Here is a 15933-nt window from a genome sequence, read left to right on the forward strand (position 1 = left end):
TTTCAGTGCAAGCTTGAGTATTTAAAAGGCTCAACCTGTAGTTGAGCCTTTCTAATGAAAAAGTAATTATCCCGAATTACTTATATCTTATTTGTTAATAAGCTTCTCCAGCCTATCCATCATTTCATCTTTTTCTTTCAACATCCTTTCATACAAAGCAATTTTTTCTTCGTGTAAAGCAACTAATTTTTCAATTGGATTTACTGTTGGGTAGTAGCTAAACAAAGAATTCCCATTAGCATTGTCGTTATTATTGACAGTATTTGAAATTATGTTGATAGCTTGTTGCTCATCAAAATTCTGAAAAGCCTCTACAGGAATTTTAAGAGCAGTAGAAATTGCTTTCAATAGATCATCTTCGATAATATCTTTCTGCTCCAGCATAGAAATTTTCTTTTGATTCCATTCCTCTCCCAAGTCAAAAGCCAAAGCTTCCTGCTTGATTCCAAGCATTTCTCTAAAGCGTTTAACATTTCTTCCTTGATGTATTTTTTGTTCCATAGCGGTTATCAAAATTTTTAAAGGCTTAAAGATAAAGCCATTTCTGTTAATTCGTCTGAATTGTAAAGTTAAAAAATTATCCTGTAAAATATCCCTTCCAACGGATATTTTATTCGCTAAAAGAATAGATTACTCAGTGGCAACAAGAGAATTTAGTTCTCACATTTTAAAAACTATTGTTATGAAAAAGATAAAATTATCTTTAGAGACGAGTTTCTGGGCAATCGATGAAATTGAAAATCCATTTCAACTGATCAATGCTTTCTTCAACTACTGTACTGTAGACAGTTATAAGAATACACTCAGTGAAATTATGCTGTATGTCTATAAAGCTGAGGTCTGTAATAAAGAACGTCCGGGAGACGTCTTCGATTTTCATACTGCTGTCAAATCGTTTATAAGGGGAGCTTATCTGCTAACATTCAAAGCTAAAAAATGGAGAGTAAAAAAGACTCCTGAAGAATGGCATATCATAAGTCAGGCATCCTTAAACAAAGAAGAATACGAAGATCCGTTTTTGGTTTTTGAAAAAGCATTTGAATGCAAAACATTGGAAGAATATGAGTTTTTCCTTAATGAAAATTGTTCACGTATCGCTTTCACCTTACAAAGAGGAATTTGATTACGATCTGACTACTCCGCACATCTACCTTGTTAAAATGCTGGATGCAGCGCAGGTAATGAGTGAAAGAGGTCTCAAAAAGATCAAAAATAAAAAATCGTAAATCCCGAATAATTTATCCCTTCTCGGAATAGAATATCTCTTTTCGCTTTGTCAACTTTACTAAAGATAAAATTATTGATATGAAAAATAACAAACCCTTTAGTAAAGAAAAACAGCTTGTACAAACAAAAGAACAAGCTGAGATCGCATTAAATATTCTAGTTCAGAATTCTCAAGGAGAAGATCTTGAATTAGGTTTATTCCGCCTGCGTGACCAACTGAATAATCCCAGACTTACAGAACTGCTCGATAGCTATCCTGATTTGATTCAAAAATACGAATTGGAGAAATTGTTGTCCGGAAAGATTGAGATCAAAAATGCAAGCTGGCAGGATATCAAGACGGCAGGACTGATGTCCTGCATATTACTGCTCATTCATTTTTACTTTGATGAAAAATCAAATAATTCCGTCGAATCCAAATCCGCAATAGATAAAGTAGATAATTTTAATAGTGCTCAGTATATTATCAATTCAACTACTTCTGAGAAATGTATCAATGAATTGTTTCTTCTGATATTATCAATTGTTGGAATTGATTACTTTGAGAAGTATCAGGAAAAGATGAAAGACCCTGATTTTGTTTTGAAACAGACCATAGGATTTGACAACGACCCAGAAATGGATGAGCATATTGACATGATGGTGTGGTTTGCCTTGGTTCGTTTATTTATTGAAGCTATCTTTATATACTATGATAGTAGTTTTGAATCTAAAAACGTTCAGCTATGAAAACACCAAATAAATCTCCGTTTTCAATTCTCGCCAATGAGTTTATTGAAAATACACTAGAGCAAATTGTTAGGGATTATTCCATCGGTCAGGTATTCTATAAGAAAGAAAAGCAATCAACTCGATCACACATTTTGGTTCAGCTCAATAAATTTGCAGATGTAGCGAAATTGCGTTCAAAAAGATGGGTGAAAGAATTTAGAGATCAGTATCAAGTTTACGTTTATTTCATTGATTATTCAAGATTAAAATATCAATTGTCAAAAGGTCATCCTTTCATAGAGTACCATTGCCAGCGATCTTTGATAATCTATCAAAATGAAGACTCAAGATCATCAATTTTGACAGATAGGATTTGGAAAAAATACAAGAAGAAATTCAATAGCTATGAAGATACTTTCCACCACAATCACGAAATTCGTAGGGTAAAAATTGAAAGACTTATTTCTGAGGATTCATATAACAGTGTTTTTACCTCTTTCGAAGAACTGATCCAATATGACTTAGAGTACTTAGAGGAACTATATAGCGGAGACAGGACAAGTGACATCGATCTGAACCAAAGGATAAATCAATTGTTGATTTATATTCCGGAACTACAATCCCATTTCGTCAAAAAGAATCCAAGGGAATATTTTATAACTGAACTTTTTGCAAAAGTAAAGAAAGCGATTGATGAAGATGATATCATTTACAATACAGAAATGTTTGAATCATTAAGAATCATCGAAGATTCGTTATTTACTTTTATTGAAGCTCGATTCTACGAATTGAAGCATCTGATCAAAAAGCAATATGATAAAATTTATATGGTCGATCAGGATATAATCCCAATAGAAGAGTATCGATCAGATGAAATACTGGATAAGGCAATTGACAGAATCCTGAACTTTACAGCACTGGAACAAATATATTTCTTTCATAAAACAGCCTATGGAGAAGTGACAACGTACTATTTACTTTTGATTGGTTTGAATATCAACAATGAAAAAATAAAAGCGATTACTCATTCTTTGACGAGTATATTTGGAAAAGAGTACAAATTTTTATTAGTCGGTCACGATCGGTATTGGATTCAGAAGAATCTATATCAATATCAAAGCTTCTTTGTATTCATTATGCAAGGCAAACATTTGGTCTATTCCTCGGATAAATTTCATCCTGAGCCACATTGGGAAATGCCTCATCAACCGCAGCACAGTGACCTGTATTTCCATTATAAGAGTACATTACAGAGTTCATTACAGTTTTATAAATTGATTGATGGAGAGCAAGAAAATTATCAGGGAGTAGATAATATCTTCGCATTGTTTCTTTTGTCCTTTTGCAGAACGTACATCTATGTAAAAACATTTTATCTTCCCAATTATATGACTAGCGAAGCCCTTTGGCAATTATGTATCTACGCTGATAAGGACATATATAAGTATAACTATCTGTTTGAGCAATTTTCTAACAATATATTTTCCTTCACGGATTACAACATGAGCGTGCATCATAGTATAGGAAAAGTTGACAGAGAGAAAGTAAATTGTATGAAAATAATTGTAGGAAAGCTGATGGATGAACTCAAGGCAAATGTGGTCTATGGTAAATTATTAAACAATTTTAAGATGAATTTAATCTGCGATAAACAGAAAGTGTAATACTAGCAGAAAACAAGTTAAACCTTTAGAAAATAAATTTTATCTAATTAAAGACTTTCATTGCCTAAATATGTCGTGAGATACATATCACAGAATAAATGGAATTTCTCTGAATTATTTTTAGGGAAATTCTGCATTTATGTCTAAGGCAAAAGAAATCAAAAAAATACCGATAGAGGAAGTTATTGAATATTTCCGAACTGAAGGTATGGAGCTGACAAAGGAAGAAGCTGAATTGGTTATGGAGTTTCTTTACAACCTAACATTGATGGTCATTAAAAGGTATTTCGATACTGATCAGAAATGATATTCCTTAGTAGAATATCCGACTGATAAACCTGAAATTTTCTTATTTGACCATAATTACTATTATTCCACAGAATTAAATTTTAAAATTATGAAAATAGCAGATTTATATATACGTGTATCGACAGATGAACAAGCAGATAAGGGCTATTCCCAAAGAGATCAGGAAGAACGTCTTAGACGTTATTGTTCACAAAATAATTTTACTGTCGGAAATGTTATTTATGAAGACCATTCTGCAAAATCTTTTAACCGTCCCGAATGGAAGAAGCTTCTAGTTGAACTTAAGAAAAAAGGTTCTAAAACCAATGTTATTTTGTTTACGAAATGGGATCGTTTTAGTAGAAACGCAGGCGATGCCTATCAGATGATAAGCATCCTTTCAAAGTTGGGTGTGGATTTACAAGCCGTTGAACAACCGTTTGATCTTTCCATCCCGGAAAATAAAATGATGTTGGCTATCTATCTGGCTGCGCCCGAGGTTGAAAATGACAGAAGAGCACTTAATGTTTTTTATGGAATGAGAAGAGCTGTCAAAGAGGGGCGTGTCATGGGAAAAGCCCCATTTGGTTATGCAAACAAGATAACCGAGAATGGCAAGAAGTATATTGCAATCAAAGAGCCGGAAGCAACAAAAATGAAGTGGGCATTCAATGAATTGGCTAAAGGCATCTATGCAAGCAATTCTATAAGAACAAAAATTAATGAGTCTTTGAGGAAAGGTGTCAGTAGAACATCTTTTCATATAGCCATTCGCAACCCGATTTATTGCGGTAAAGTATTTGTTCCAAAACATAAAGATGAGGAAGCCTGTTTTGTGGAAGGTCAACACGAACCTTTGATCAGTGAGGAGCTTTTTGACAAAGTTCAAGAGATACTGGATGGCAAGAAACGACATCAAAGACCGAATACTAAAATCACTGTTCAGGAAAATTTTCCACTTCGCGGATTTTTAAGTTGTCCTAACTGTGGTAAAACACTTACTGCCAGTGCTTCAAGAGGTCGGAATAATAGATACTATTATTATCATTGTAATTCTATCTGCGGATTCAGAGAAAGAGCAGAGATAGTTAATAAAGTTTTTGAAGATGGATTAATGACATTAGAAATGAATGCACCAGTTAAAAAATATCTTAAAAAGCTTTTGACTGAAAATTATCAGAACTTCATTAGCGATCCATTAAAAGAGAAAAAGAAAATATCTGATGAAATTGATACTTTAAATAACAAACTATCTTTCGCCCGAAACAAGTTTCTCAGTGAGATAATTGATGATGATGAATATCTGGAGATTAAAAGAGAATGCAAAGACCGGATTTCAAAGTTGGAAGAAGAACTGAATAAAAGTTCAATCCCTCAAATTAGCAATATAGATAAACTGCTCGAACAAGCCTTAGAGACACTTCAAAATATCGGAAAACACTATCAAGAAGGGGAAATTGAGGTAAAGCGTGCAATTATTGGTTCGATATTTCCTGAAAAATTGGAATTTGACGGAAAACATTATCGAACCGCCCGAATTAACTCAATAGCACACCATATCTTTCAGGTTAATAATGAGTTAGATGGTGTAAAAAAAAAGAGAAATGATCAAAATGATCATTTCTCCTCGAATGTAGACCCACAGGGATTCGAACCCCAGATGACTGAACCAAAATCAGTAGTGTTACCGCTACACCATGGGTCTTTGTTATTGTTGCTGCAAATTTATTGATTTTTTCTTTATTTGCAAATGAATAGCAATATTTTTTCAAAATTACTGTTCATAATCTAAAATGAAAAACCACCCTTAAAAAGAGTGGTTTTCGTAGACTCACAGGGATTCGAACCCCAGATGACTGAACCAAAATCAGTAGTGTTACCGCTACACCATGAGTCTGTTTGTTTTAGTGGTGCAAATTTACAGCTTTTTTCTTTATTTGCAAATCATTTTTAAATTTTCTTTACATTTACAGTACAATTTAACCGTAGGAAATATGCTGCTCAATTTCAATAATCTCGAAATTAACAATTTACAACCGAAAACCGAATTTGAAAAAAAAGTATTTTTTTTTATTGAAGAATGGTTATCAAATTTCAAAATGGTAAAAGTGCAGACCTCAGGGTCAACGGGTTTTCCAAAAATTTTTGAAATTGAGAAGGAGAAAATGCTCAATTCGGCTGTGATGACCTGTAATTTCTTAAACCTTAGAAATGGAGATTCCGCACTACTTTGTCTTCCTGTGGAGTATATTTCAGGAAAAATGATGGTGGTGCGTTCTTTTGAAAGGAAACTAAACTTAGTGATCGCAGAACCATCTTTAAAACCATTAGAAAATCTTAATCGGGAAATTGATTTTTGTGCCATGACACCTTTACAGGTAGAAAATTCTTTAGATAAAATTCACCTTATAAAAAATCTCATCATTGGCGGAGCGGCAGTTTCGGAATCATTAAAAATGAAAATTTTTAAAAATTTAGATCGGCAATCTCAAATTTCAAACTTCAAATCTCGAATTTTTGAAACTTACGGAATGTCTGAAACCCTTTCTCATATTGCACTAAAAGAAATTTTTCCAAATACGGATGAATATTTTACTGTTTTTGAAAACATTGATATTTCTGTTGATGACAGAGGTTGTCTAAAGATTTTTGCTCCAAAGCTCAACACAGAACTTTTGCAGACCAATGATTTGGTTGAAATTAAAAATGGAAATCAATTCAAGTTTTTAGGAAGGATGGATAATGTCATCAATTCGGGAGGCGCAAAAATATTTCCGGAACAGCTTGAAGCTGTAGTCAAAAAGGAAATTTCGAACGAAGTTGTATTTTTAGGAATAAAAGACGAAAGTTTGGGACAGAAATTGATTTTGGTTATTGAAGGATTTGAAAGCGATCATCTCAAATCTCAAATCTCAAATCTCAAATTTGAAAAATCTTTCCATAAGCCAAAAGAAATTATTTTCATTAAGAAAATTCCGAGAACACCAAATGGAAAAGTAAATCGGCTGGAGTTAGAAAGTATCATTGAGGAAAGCTATCACTAAAATTGCCTTTTAAAACCACCCCGTTAAAATTCTTACGAATTTTCGCCACCCTTCCAAAGGAGGGGAACTTGAGTCATTAAAATGTAACTTATGAAAAACTTTACCACAGAACTCACTTACAAAACTTCACGCAGCAGCGGTGCAGGCGGACAAAACGTAAATAAAGTTGAGACTTCTGTTACAGTAATGTGGAATGTAGAACAAAGCAGTTTCTTTTCTGATGAGGAAAAAAATTTAGTCTTCAACAAACTTAAAAACCGCATCAATTCTGAAGGTATTTTACAGCTTAGTGTTTCAGAATCCAGAACACAATTACAGAATAAGAAAATTGCTACCGATAAAATTTTGGAAATCGTCAATCAGGCTCTAATTATTCCGAAAAAAAGATACAAAACCAAACCTTCCAAATCATCGGTTGAGAAAAGAATTCAGCAGAAAAAACAGCATTCAGACAAAAAGGAAAACCGTCGTTTTAAATATTAAATCTCCGTATTTTGAAAAATAGTATTTTTGCGGAAATCTTAATACAATGTTCAGAAAACTAATGCTATTGGGAGTAAGCATTGCTCCTTTCCTCTTTTCAGCGCAAGAAGCAGCTTCAGAGCCACAACCAAAAGTTGCCATAATCCCCTCTGTAGGTTACGCTTGGCGTTTGGCAAAGACATCTTCCGGAATTACCAATGACACAAAAAATTACATCAAAGGTCTGAAAAATGGTATTGATGTAAGTATTGGTACTTATTACCTGCTTAACGGAAACGGGGCAATCGGATTAAAATATTCAGGTTATTTTGCATCAAGTGATGGTAGACTTACTGTACAGGACAATAATGGACAGAATGTTTCGGGCTTCGTGAGTACAAAAGATAATATTAGTTTTATTGGAGCTTCTTATATGTTTTCAAACTTTAAAGAAGATACGAAACATAAATTATTTTATGATATTTCATTAGGTGTCATTACTTATACAACCAAAACAGGAAATGTAAAAGGAACCGGGGCAAATGTAGGTGCAGAAATTAATCTTGCCTATCAATACGCACTCAACGATCATGTTTTTATCGGCCCAAAACTTGGATTAACAGGAGGCAGTTTAAGCAAAATGAAATATAACGGTACTACGATAAACTTTGGCGATGACGAAAGAGAAGGCTTAACAAGACTTTCTTTAAGTGCTGCTGCGACTTTCCGTTTTTAAATTTTATCTTTGTAAAAAATTTAAATAATGAGCAAACCAATAACTGAGTTCATAGAAAAATATTATCTGCACTTTAACGCTGCAGCTTTGGTAGATGCATCTAAAGGATATGTTGCGCACCTTAAAGACGGTGGAAAAATGATGATTACGCTTGCAGGAGCGATGTCAACAGCAGAATTAGGAAAAATCTTAGCAGAGATGATCCGTCAGAACAAAGTAGATTTTATTTCTTGTACAGGTGCAAACCTTGAAGAAGATCTGATGAATCTTGTAGCACACTCTCACTACGAAAGAGTTCCTCATTACAGAGATCTTACAGCTCAGGATGAGTGGGATCTTTTGGAGAGAGGTCTGAACAGAGTGACCGATACTTGTATTCCTGAAGAAGAAGCTTTCAGAAGATTGCAGAAACATATCGTGGAAATCTGGAAAGACGCTGAAGCAAAAGGAGAAAGATATTTCCCGCACGAATTCATGTACAAAATGATTCTTTCAGGAGTTTTGGAGCAATATTACGAAATTCCGAGAGAAAATTCATGGATGATCGCAGCAGCAGAAAAAAACTTACCAATCGTTGTTCCGGGATGGGAAGATTCTACTATGGGTAATATTTTTGCATCTTACTGTATTAAAGGTGAACTGAAAGCGACAACCATGAAATCTGGGATTGAATACATGACATATTTAGCAGATTGGTATACAAAAAATTCAGGTGGAAAAGGAGTTGGTTTCTTTCAGATTGGTGGAGGTATCGCAGGAGATTTCCCAATTTGTGTGGTTCCGATGCTGTATCAGGATATGGAAATGCATGATATTCCGTTCTGGTCTTATTTCTGTCAGATTTCAGACTCTACGACTTCTTACGGTTCTTATTCAGGAGCTGTTCCGAATGAGAAAATTACCTGGGGTAAATTAGATATTACAACTCCGAAATTTATCGTTGAAAGTGATGCTACAATTTGTGCACCATTGATGTTCTCTTACATTTTGGAAAACTAATCATAAAAATTAAATTTCATCATACAACGTCTCAATTTTTTGAGGCGTTTTTTGTATATGATTGTCTCAAGCAAAAAAATTGGTCACTTCTCCGACAACATTTCGGTTTAATCCAATGAGTTAATCAGTACGAAATATCGGTATGCTAAAATAGCTTTTTGAAATTTTGTGAGTTTCAACGGATCTTTATCACTCAATTTGGGCAAAATTTTCTTATTGATTTTATTTAAAAATCTAAATATCGACTTTTTCATGATGAAAATCTTTAGAACCTTATAAAATTCAAAAATTGTGCTGTTTTGTATTAGGCTGGATGATGGATGTCGGAAGCAGGATGTTCTAGCAATCAGAAAAAAAAACTGCCTTCAAAAAATGAAGACAATTTTTCAATTAATTAGAAATGATGGATTACTTATTACCAATCATTCATTACTTATAATTACGGGTTTCCGTACATATTCGATTCTCCTCCATCGATTGCAATGACCTGCCCAGAAACATAACCATTTTCATCGCTTAAAAGATAAGCCACCAAATGACCAACGTCCATCGGATCCCCCAATCTTCTGGTCGGATTTCTTGATGCATATTCTTTTTCAGCCGCTTTCGGATCTGCAGGATTTACCTGATTGAATGCTTCCGCAACCATCGGTGTAAGAATTGCACCCGGAGCAATTGCGTTTGTCAAGATATTGTCTTTGCCATATTCTAAAGCAGCATTTTTCGTCATTCCGGCTACAGCGTGTTTGGTTGCTACATAAGCGGTCTGGTTCAGAACCCCTCTGATCCCTCCTACTGAAGCAACATTTACAATTCTTCCGCCACCGTTTTTCTGCAATTCAGGGATTACATATTTCATTCCGTAATACACGCCCAAAAGATTAATATCAATTACTTTTTTAAATACATTGATATCGTAATCAATCAGGGGAGCCTGCTTTCCTTCGATCCCGGCATTGTTGTATAATCCGTCAACTTTCCCAAATTCTTTTACGGTTTGGTCAACATAGCTTTTCACGTTTTCTTCTACCGAAACATCGGCAGTTACTGTCAGATATTTACTTTCCGGATATTTTGAAGATAATTCTGCTTTTGCTTTTTCCAAAGCTTCACCATTGTAATCTACAAGAGTAAGATCAGCTCCTTTTGAAGCCAGCACATCTGCCGCAGCTAAACCTAATCCCATTGCTGCTCCTGTCACTATAATTACTTTTCCTTTTAAATTTGCCATAACTTTTGTTTTTATTTCATTGCTTCAATTTACAACAATAACAACTTTCATTCTATTGATATATGATAAGTTTTTATCAAATCATTAAAATCAACTTACAAAAATCATATTTTAAATTAAAAACATCTAATTTTTGTCAACGTGGAGATTTCCATTACATAAAAAGGATCAATATTTATTTCTTACATTTGATTATTCTTTATCGTCATAAAATGAATGAAATTTTCAAACAACAAGTCTGGGAAATCACAAAATTGGTTCCGAAAGGAAGAGTAACCAGCTATGGAGCCATTGCAAAAGCTGTCGGTTTCCCCAATCATTCGCGTCATGTAGGAAAAGCGATGGGAGGTTGTCCGAAAGATGTTCCCGCTCATCGTGTAATTTCAAGCTCAGGAACTTTATCTGTTCCTGAATTTCAATCGAGATTAGAAGCTGAAGGAATTATAGTTGATCATTTCAGGGTTAAAAATTTCAAAAATTTATTTTGGAATCCTTTGGAGGAACTTTAAAATAGAAAAGAAACTTTATTGATCATGCAAAACAACCATTCAGCATCAAAAAGTAACAGTTCAGTGATTTAAATTTCTCAAAAAGACTTTCCAAAGGATATATTTGCATCATAATTAATAAAAACATTATGAAAGCTAAAACGACAATCACTTTTCTATTTGTAATTTTTACTCAATTTTTCCAGGCTCAAATCGATGATAAATTTTATCAGCCAAAGAAAGAATTACAACCTATCGATCTTACATATGAAAACATTTCAATTCCCGTAGATAAAGATACGATTACTGCAATTTTCTTAAAACCCAATATGGCGAAACCTAAAGGAACAATCCTGTTTTTTCACGGAGCAGGCGGAAATGTTTCAACTTATGTTTTTATGATTAAACCTTTGGTTGAAAGTGGATTTCAGGTTGCCATGGTTGATTTCAGAGGTTACGGAAAATCAACCGGAACTCCGACTCACATGAATGTTGCAGCAGACGGACAGAAGTTTTTTGATCTGATATCTCAGAGAAAAGATGTAAAAAATACAAAGCTTATTATTTATGGAGCTTCTTTAGGTTCACAGATTTCTGCACATTTAGCAAAAAACAATAAAGACAAAATTTCAGGGTTGGTTATCGATGGCGGAATGTCTTCGTTTGCAGATATTGCAGCCGTTTTTGCTCCTCAGTTTAAAGATGCTCTTGCAAAAATGCTGGCTTCTGTTTACTCCGCGAAAGAAGATATTAAATCTACGGAAGGCCTTCCAAAGCTTTTTATTTACAGCAAAAATGACAAAACCGTTCCTTTTTCTCAGGGAGAAGAAATTTATAAAAATGCTCCTGAACCGAAACAGTTTTTTGAATTTACTCAAGATCATTTATTGGTAGCAAAGGAAAAACCTCAAGAAATGGCAAAAGCGGTTGAAGCGCTTTTAAAATAGTTTGCTTTGAAAAAGAACTTTCAAGGTTTGGCAGTCACAAAGAAAAACCCCGCCGCGACTTCGTCGCGGCGGGGTTTTCAATATATTAGGTTAAATTATTTTTCCAATTGCTTATAACTTCTCTGAATGAATTCGGTAAGCTCTTTTCCTTTTAACAAATTCTGAGATAATTTAGCCAAATCCAAAGCGTGCTTAATTTGAGCGTTTTTCTCTTCAGCATTTTCTGTAGCCAAAATTTTCGAAGCAAATTCACTGTTTGAATTAACCACCAAATTGTACATTTCAGGGAAACCTCCCATTCCAAACATTCCGCCACCGCCGGTTGCCTGCATATCTTTCATTCTACGCATAAACTCAGGCTGCGTAATTGTGAACGGAGCGTCATTGCTGTCTAAATCTTCAAGCTGAACCGTAAATTTAGTATCGTTAATTGACTCTTCCACATTTTTCTTTAACGATTCTTTTTCAGTTTCATTCAATTTAGAAATCGCAGGCTCATCTTTTTTAATCAGATTATTGATGTGGTCTGCATCTACTCTTGCAAAAGAAATTTTCTCTTTTGAAGTTTCAAGTTTCTGAATTAAATGCGGAACAATCGGAGAATCTAAAATCAAAACTTCATATCCTTTATCCTTCGCAGACTGAATGTATGAATGTTGTTCGTCTGCATTTGTAGCATAAAGAATTACTAAATTTCCATCTTTATCGGTCTGAACCGGCTTGATCTTTTCTTCCAATTCATTCCAAAGGAAATATTTGCCGTCAGTTGTTGGATATAATGCAAATTTGTCTGATTTTTCAAAGAATTTTTCTTCTGAAATCATTCCGTATTCGATGACAATCTTAATATCATTCCATTTTTTGTCGTAATCTTCACGGTTTTCATTGATTAAAGAAACCATTTTATCAGCAACTTTCTTGGTGATATAAGATGAAATTTTCTTCACTGCTCCATCTGCCTGTAAATAAGAACGGGAAACGTTCAACGGAATATCCGGAGAATCGATTACCCCTCTCAACAACATCAAAAAGTCAGGAACAATTCCTTTTACCTCATCTGTTACGAAAACCTGATTCTGATATAACTGAATCTTATCTTTCTCAATATTTAAATTATTACTGAGTTTAGGAAAGTATAGAATTCCTGTCAGATTGAACGGATAATCTACATTCAAATGAATATTGAACAAAGGCTCCTCAAACTGCATTGGATATAGCTCGTGATAAAACGCTTTATAGTCCTCATCTTTGAGCTCATTTGGTGCTTTTGTCCAAGCCGGAGTTGGGTTATTGACGATGTTATCAACTTCAACCGTTTCTGCAACTGCATCTTCCGCAGCATCTTCAGGTAAAGGAAGAGTTTCAGTTTTTGTTCCGAATTTAATAGGAACAGGCATGAATTTGTTGTATTTTGTCAACAATTCACGGATTTTATTTTCTTCTAAAAATTCTAAAGAATCCTCAGCAATGTGAAGGATAATTTCAGTTCCTCTGTCTGTTTTTGCCGTTGTTTCTTCTAAAGTGAATTCAGGGCTTCCGTCGCAAATCCAGTGAACAGCAGGTTCATCTTTATAAGATTTAGAAATAATTTCCACCTTCTCCGCCACCATAAATGCAGAGTAAAAACCTAATCCGAAATGACCGATAATTCCAGAATCTTTCGCAGAATCTTTATATTTTTCCAAAAACTCCTCCGCTCCTGAAAATGCAACCTGATTGATATATTTTTCAACCTCTTCAGCCGTCATTCCCAAACCCTGATCGATAATGTGAAGCTTCTTATTTTCCTTATCAATTTTAACTTCAATTTTCGGATTTCCGTATTCTACTTTCGCTTCACCGATTGATGCTAAATGCTTTAATTTTAAAGTAGCATCAGTTGCATTTGAGATCAATTCTCTCAAAAATATTTCGTGATCGCTGTATAAAAACTTTTTGATTAACGGGAAAATGTTTTCTACCGATACATTAATATTTCCTTTCATATGTTATATAATTTTATTTTATGTATCTGTTTTCTCAAAAAAAATACCGTTTCACCAAAAGTGACAATTTGACATTTTTTAATTCATGTAACTACTTATTGTTACTAATTACTCCAATCATCACTCCAAAATCGCCATCTTCCTGAATCCAGTTTTGCTCAGGGAAATATGCTCGAGAAACAAATCCGTCTAAGTATAGTGCATTTTCACAACCAAGATTTTTAAATAATTCAGCAAAATCATAAAAACTAATTTTCTTTTTTGACATGACAAAAACAGCTTCTCCATTTTTCAAAATTCCTATTCCATTTCTGATATTTAAATTCTTTGAATCTTTTCGGAAAATAGAATTGATTTTCCCATTAAAAATAAGCATGGGTCCAGACTGTGTTGCAAACTTTGTCTCTGAGTTAGATTTAAAATATTTTGTTGGCAAAACCTCGTAATTTCCTGATTTTGTAATAGAAAAAACTCCATTTGGTTTAAGGTGAAAGTTTCCTTTACCCGATAAAGTGTCAATAGGATTTAAAGTTTGATAGTTTTCAATAAATAAACCTTTGGGAATATTATTTTGAATAAACATTCCACCATTCATTGCGAATTTTAAAGTTTGTTTTTTTGATTCAACAAATTCTTTAAGGTTTTTTAAAGTTTTTAAAGTTTCATTTTTATCATTCTTCCAAAATAATTCAACCTTATCTTCACTTTTCGTATAATAGATAACAAAATCAGGATTTATCTGTTCTTCTTTTTTACAGGAGAAAAATAAAATCAATATTGAACATATCAGGAGTTTTTGAAAATGTTTTTTCATTTCTTTAAATTACTATTTTCAAAATAAAAAAGACAGCTTTTTGGCTGTCTTTTGTTTATCATTCAAAGTTAAAATTACTTTTTATTTGCAATTTCTTCCTTCACTTTGTTTTCAAGTTCTTCTGCCAATTCAGGATTGTCTTTCAACACGTCTTTTACAGAATCTCTGCCTTGTCCCAATTTTGAATCTTCGTAACTGAACCAAGAACCGCTTTTCTTCACGATTCCCATATCTACAGCAGTATCAAGAATCTCTCCCGCTTTTGAAACCCCTTCACCGTACATAATGTCGAATTCCGCCTGCTTAAAAGGTGGCGCTACTTTATTTTTCACGATCTTTACTTTCACACGGCTACCAATTGCTTCGTCTCCGTTTTTAATAGGAGCTGCTGCTTTTCTGATATCCACTCTTACCGAAGCATAGAATTTCAATGCATTCCCCCCCGTTGTTGTTTCAGGATTTCCGAACATCACACCGATTTTTTCTCTCAACTGGTTGATGAAAATTACAGTACATTTTGTTCTTGAAATTGTAGCCGTCAATTTTCTTAAAGCCTGAGACATCAATCTCGCATGAAGACCCATTTTAGAATCACCCATCTCCCCTTCAATCTCCGCTTTTGGAGTTAGAGCCGCTACAGAGTCAATAACAACGATGTCGATTGCTCCTGAACGGATCAGGTTGTCTGCAATTTCCAGAGCCTGTTCTCCGTTATCCGGCTGAGAAATAATTAAGTTTTCTAAGTCGATTCCTAATTTTGCTGCATAGGTTCTGTCGAAAGCGTGCTCTGCATCAATGAATGCTGCAATTCCCCCGGCTTTCTGAGCTTCTGCAATGGCATGAAGCGTTAAAGTTGTTTTACCTGAAGATTCCGGTCCGTAGATTTCGATAATTCTTCCTCTCGGGTAACCACCCACTCCTAAAGCGATGTCTAATCCTAAAGAACCTGAAGGAATCACTTCGATCGTGTTGTCTACAGAATCGTCTCCCAAAGTCATTACCGTTCCTTTTCCGTAGGTTTTATCCAGCTTGTCAAGCACTAAAGCGAGTGCTTTTTTCTTATCATCTATGTTGCTCATTTCGATTGTATATAATTTATCAAAAATACAGAAATTTACTCGCATAAACCAATATTTTAATCATAAGTGGTTGGTAAAAACTGTTAAAATTTCAGATGGTATTTTTTTAATATAATTTTATTTCAAATCGTTCTGCGGTGAAGATTTTTTTCTATCTGCTGAATATCATAGCCCAGATTGCAGCAATTGTCTGAGCTCATTTTTCTTACTCCCCGGGGGGGGGGGGGGGGGGGGGGGGGGGGGGGGGGGGGGGGGGGG

General features: G+C 34.4%; 15 protein-coding genes, 2 tRNA genes and 1 pseudogene. 11 read left to right on the top strand and 7 right to left on the bottom strand.

Going from position 1 to position 15933, the window contains the following annotated elements; translation table 11 throughout:
- Positions 1-87 precede the first annotated feature (87 nt).
- Positions 88-501, bottom strand: a complete 414-nt coding sequence (locus ACR1PN_RS09595) for a helix-turn-helix domain-containing protein (RefSeq protein ID WP_433979856.1) — start codon at positions 499-501, stop codon at positions 88-90.
- Between the two features lie 181 nt (positions 502-682).
- Here ACR1PN_RS09595 and ACR1PN_RS09600 point away from each other — a divergent pair, with 181 nt between their 5' ends.
- The 5 genes and pseudogenes from ACR1PN_RS09600 to ACR1PN_RS09620 form a co-directional block, all read left to right on the top strand.
- Positions 683-1123, top strand: coding sequence for a hypothetical protein (locus ACR1PN_RS09600; protein WP_433979857.1), 441 nt, complete (start codon positions 683-685; stop codon positions 1121-1123).
- Between the two features lie 182 nt (positions 1124-1305).
- A complete protein-coding gene (locus ACR1PN_RS09605) occupies positions 1306-1956 on the top strand; it encodes a hypothetical protein (RefSeq protein WP_433979858.1) in 651 nt (216 codons plus the stop codon).
- Positions 1953-3602, top strand: coding sequence for a hypothetical protein (locus ACR1PN_RS09610; protein ID WP_433979859.1), 1650 nt, complete (start codon positions 1953-1955; stop codon positions 3600-3602). The genes ACR1PN_RS09605 and ACR1PN_RS09610 overlap by 4 nt, the downstream gene beginning before the upstream one ends.
- Positions 3603-3741: 139 nt before the next feature.
- Positions 3742-3909, top strand: a complete 168-nt coding sequence (locus ACR1PN_RS09615; RefSeq protein WP_433979860.1) for a hypothetical protein — start codon at positions 3742-3744, stop codon at positions 3907-3909.
- A gap of 90 nt (positions 3910-3999) precedes the next feature.
- Positions 4000-4782, top strand: a pseudogene (locus ACR1PN_RS09620) (recombinase family protein); the annotation flags it as partial.
- Positions 4783-5524: 742 nt separating this feature from the next.
- Here the strand turns inward: ACR1PN_RS09620 and ACR1PN_RS09625 are convergent.
- Positions 5525-5595: transfer RNA gene (locus ACR1PN_RS09625), tRNA-Gln, on the bottom strand.
- 121 nt (positions 5596-5716) lie between these two features.
- Positions 5717-5787, bottom strand: a tRNA-Gln gene (locus tag ACR1PN_RS09630).
- A 97-nt stretch (positions 5788-5884) separates the two neighbouring features.
- On the opposite strand from ACR1PN_RS09630, the gene ACR1PN_RS09635 reads away from it, so the two are divergent.
- The 4 genes from ACR1PN_RS09635 to ACR1PN_RS09650 all read left to right on the top strand — a co-directional run bounded on the left by ACR1PN_RS09635 (position 5885) and on the right by ACR1PN_RS09650 (position 9131).
- Positions 5885-6934 (top strand): AMP-binding protein, encoded by a 1050-nt coding sequence (locus ACR1PN_RS09635; protein ID WP_433979861.1) that lies wholly within the window; start codon positions 5885-5887, stop codon positions 6932-6934.
- Positions 6935-7024: 90 nt separating this feature from the next.
- Positions 7025-7417 carry an alternative ribosome rescue aminoacyl-tRNA hydrolase ArfB gene (gene arfB, locus ACR1PN_RS09640; RefSeq protein ID WP_433979862.1) on the top strand — a complete coding sequence of 131 codons (393 nt, stop codon included), beginning with the start codon at positions 7025-7027 and terminating at the stop codon, positions 7415-7417.
- A 46-nt stretch (positions 7418-7463) separates the two neighbouring features.
- A complete protein-coding gene (locus ACR1PN_RS09645) occupies positions 7464-8132 on the top strand; it encodes a hypothetical protein (protein WP_433979863.1) in 669 nt (222 codons plus the stop codon).
- 27 nt (positions 8133-8159) lie between these two features.
- Positions 8160-9131 carry a deoxyhypusine synthase family protein gene (locus ACR1PN_RS09650; protein ID WP_433979864.1) on the top strand — a complete coding sequence of 324 codons (972 nt, stop codon included), beginning with the start codon at positions 8160-8162 and terminating at the stop codon, positions 9129-9131.
- 439 nt (positions 9132-9570) lie between these two features.
- Here ACR1PN_RS09650 and ACR1PN_RS09655 read toward each other — a convergent pair whose 3' ends face one another.
- The gene (locus tag ACR1PN_RS09655; protein ID WP_433979865.1) at positions 9571-10362 is read right to left on the bottom strand and encodes a glucose 1-dehydrogenase; all 792 of its coding nucleotides are present in this window, start codon (positions 10360-10362) and stop codon (positions 9571-9573) included.
- 212 nt (positions 10363-10574) lie between these two features.
- Between ACR1PN_RS09655 and ACR1PN_RS09660 the strand changes: the two genes are divergently transcribed.
- Positions 10575-10871 carry an MGMT family protein gene (locus tag ACR1PN_RS09660; protein ID WP_378183161.1) on the top strand — a complete coding sequence of 99 codons (297 nt, stop codon included), beginning with the start codon at positions 10575-10577 and terminating at the stop codon, positions 10869-10871.
- A gap of 128 nt (positions 10872-10999) precedes the next feature.
- Positions 11000-11797, top strand: coding sequence for an alpha/beta hydrolase (locus tag ACR1PN_RS09665; RefSeq protein WP_433979866.1), 798 nt, complete (start codon positions 11000-11002; stop codon positions 11795-11797).
- Positions 11798-11892: 95 nt separating this feature from the next.
- Here ACR1PN_RS09665 and htpG read toward each other — a convergent pair whose 3' ends face one another.
- The 3 genes from htpG to recA all read right to left on the bottom strand — a co-directional run bounded on the left by htpG (position 11893) and on the right by recA (position 15675).
- Positions 11893-13782: a molecular chaperone HtpG gene (htpG, locus tag ACR1PN_RS09670; RefSeq protein ID WP_433979867.1), complete on the bottom strand. Its 1890-nt coding sequence runs from the start codon at positions 13780-13782 to the stop codon at positions 11893-11895.
- 91 nt (positions 13783-13873) lie between these two features.
- Entirely contained in the window at positions 13874-14596 is a 723-nt protein-coding gene (locus ACR1PN_RS09675) for a phosphodiester glycosidase family protein (protein ID WP_433979868.1), read from the bottom strand.
- A gap of 74 nt (positions 14597-14670) precedes the next feature.
- Positions 14671-15675, bottom strand: coding sequence for a recombinase RecA (recA, locus tag ACR1PN_RS09680; protein ID WP_378183173.1), 1005 nt, complete (start codon positions 15673-15675; stop codon positions 14671-14673).
- Positions 15676-15933: the final 258 nt, after the last annotated feature.

The sequence above is a fragment of the Chryseobacterium sp. RLHN22 genome, from assembly GCF_051011795.1.
Taxonomy (GTDB): domain Bacteria; phylum Bacteroidota; class Bacteroidia; order Flavobacteriales; family Weeksellaceae; genus Chryseobacterium; species Chryseobacterium zhengzhouense.

Coding starts and splice junctions, on each gene's coding strand:
- ACR1PN_RS09595 (WP_433979856.1), bottom strand. CDS start 501: ATGGAACAAAAAATACATCAAGGAAGAAATGTTAAACGCTTTAGAGAA.
- ACR1PN_RS09600 (WP_433979857.1), top strand. CDS start 683: ATGAAAAAGATAAAATTATCTTTAGAGACGAGTTTCTGGGCAATCGAT.
- ACR1PN_RS09605 (WP_433979858.1), top strand. CDS start 1,306: ATGAAAAATAACAAACCCTTTAGTAAAGAAAAACAGCTTGTACAAACA.
- ACR1PN_RS09610 (WP_433979859.1), top strand. CDS start 1,953: ATGAAAACACCAAATAAATCTCCGTTTTCAATTCTCGCCAATGAGTTT.
- ACR1PN_RS09615 (WP_433979860.1), top strand. CDS start 3,742: ATGTCTAAGGCAAAAGAAATCAAAAAAATACCGATAGAGGAAGTTATT.
- ACR1PN_RS09635 (WP_433979861.1), top strand. CDS start 5,885: ATGCTGCTCAATTTCAATAATCTCGAAATTAACAATTTACAACCGAAA.
- arfB (WP_433979862.1), top strand. CDS start 7,025: ATGAAAAACTTTACCACAGAACTCACTTACAAAACTTCACGCAGCAGC.
- ACR1PN_RS09645 (WP_433979863.1), top strand. CDS start 7,464: ATGTTCAGAAAACTAATGCTATTGGGAGTAAGCATTGCTCCTTTCCTC.
- ACR1PN_RS09650 (WP_433979864.1), top strand. CDS start 8,160: ATGAGCAAACCAATAACTGAGTTCATAGAAAAATATTATCTGCACTTT.
- ACR1PN_RS09655 (WP_433979865.1), bottom strand. CDS start 10,362: ATGGCAAATTTAAAAGGAAAAGTAATTATAGTGACAGGAGCAGCAATG.
- ACR1PN_RS09660 (WP_378183161.1), top strand. CDS start 10,575: ATGAATGAAATTTTCAAACAACAAGTCTGGGAAATCACAAAATTGGTT.
- ACR1PN_RS09665 (WP_433979866.1), top strand. CDS start 11,000: ATGAAAGCTAAAACGACAATCACTTTTCTATTTGTAATTTTTACTCAA.
- htpG (WP_433979867.1), bottom strand. CDS start 13,782: ATGAAAGGAAATATTAATGTATCGGTAGAAAACATTTTCCCGTTAATC.
- ACR1PN_RS09675 (WP_433979868.1), bottom strand. CDS start 14,596: ATGAAAAAACATTTTCAAAAACTCCTGATATGTTCAATATTGATTTTA.
- recA (WP_378183173.1), bottom strand. CDS start 15,675: ATGAGCAACATAGATGATAAGAAAAAAGCACTCGCTTTAGTGCTTGAC.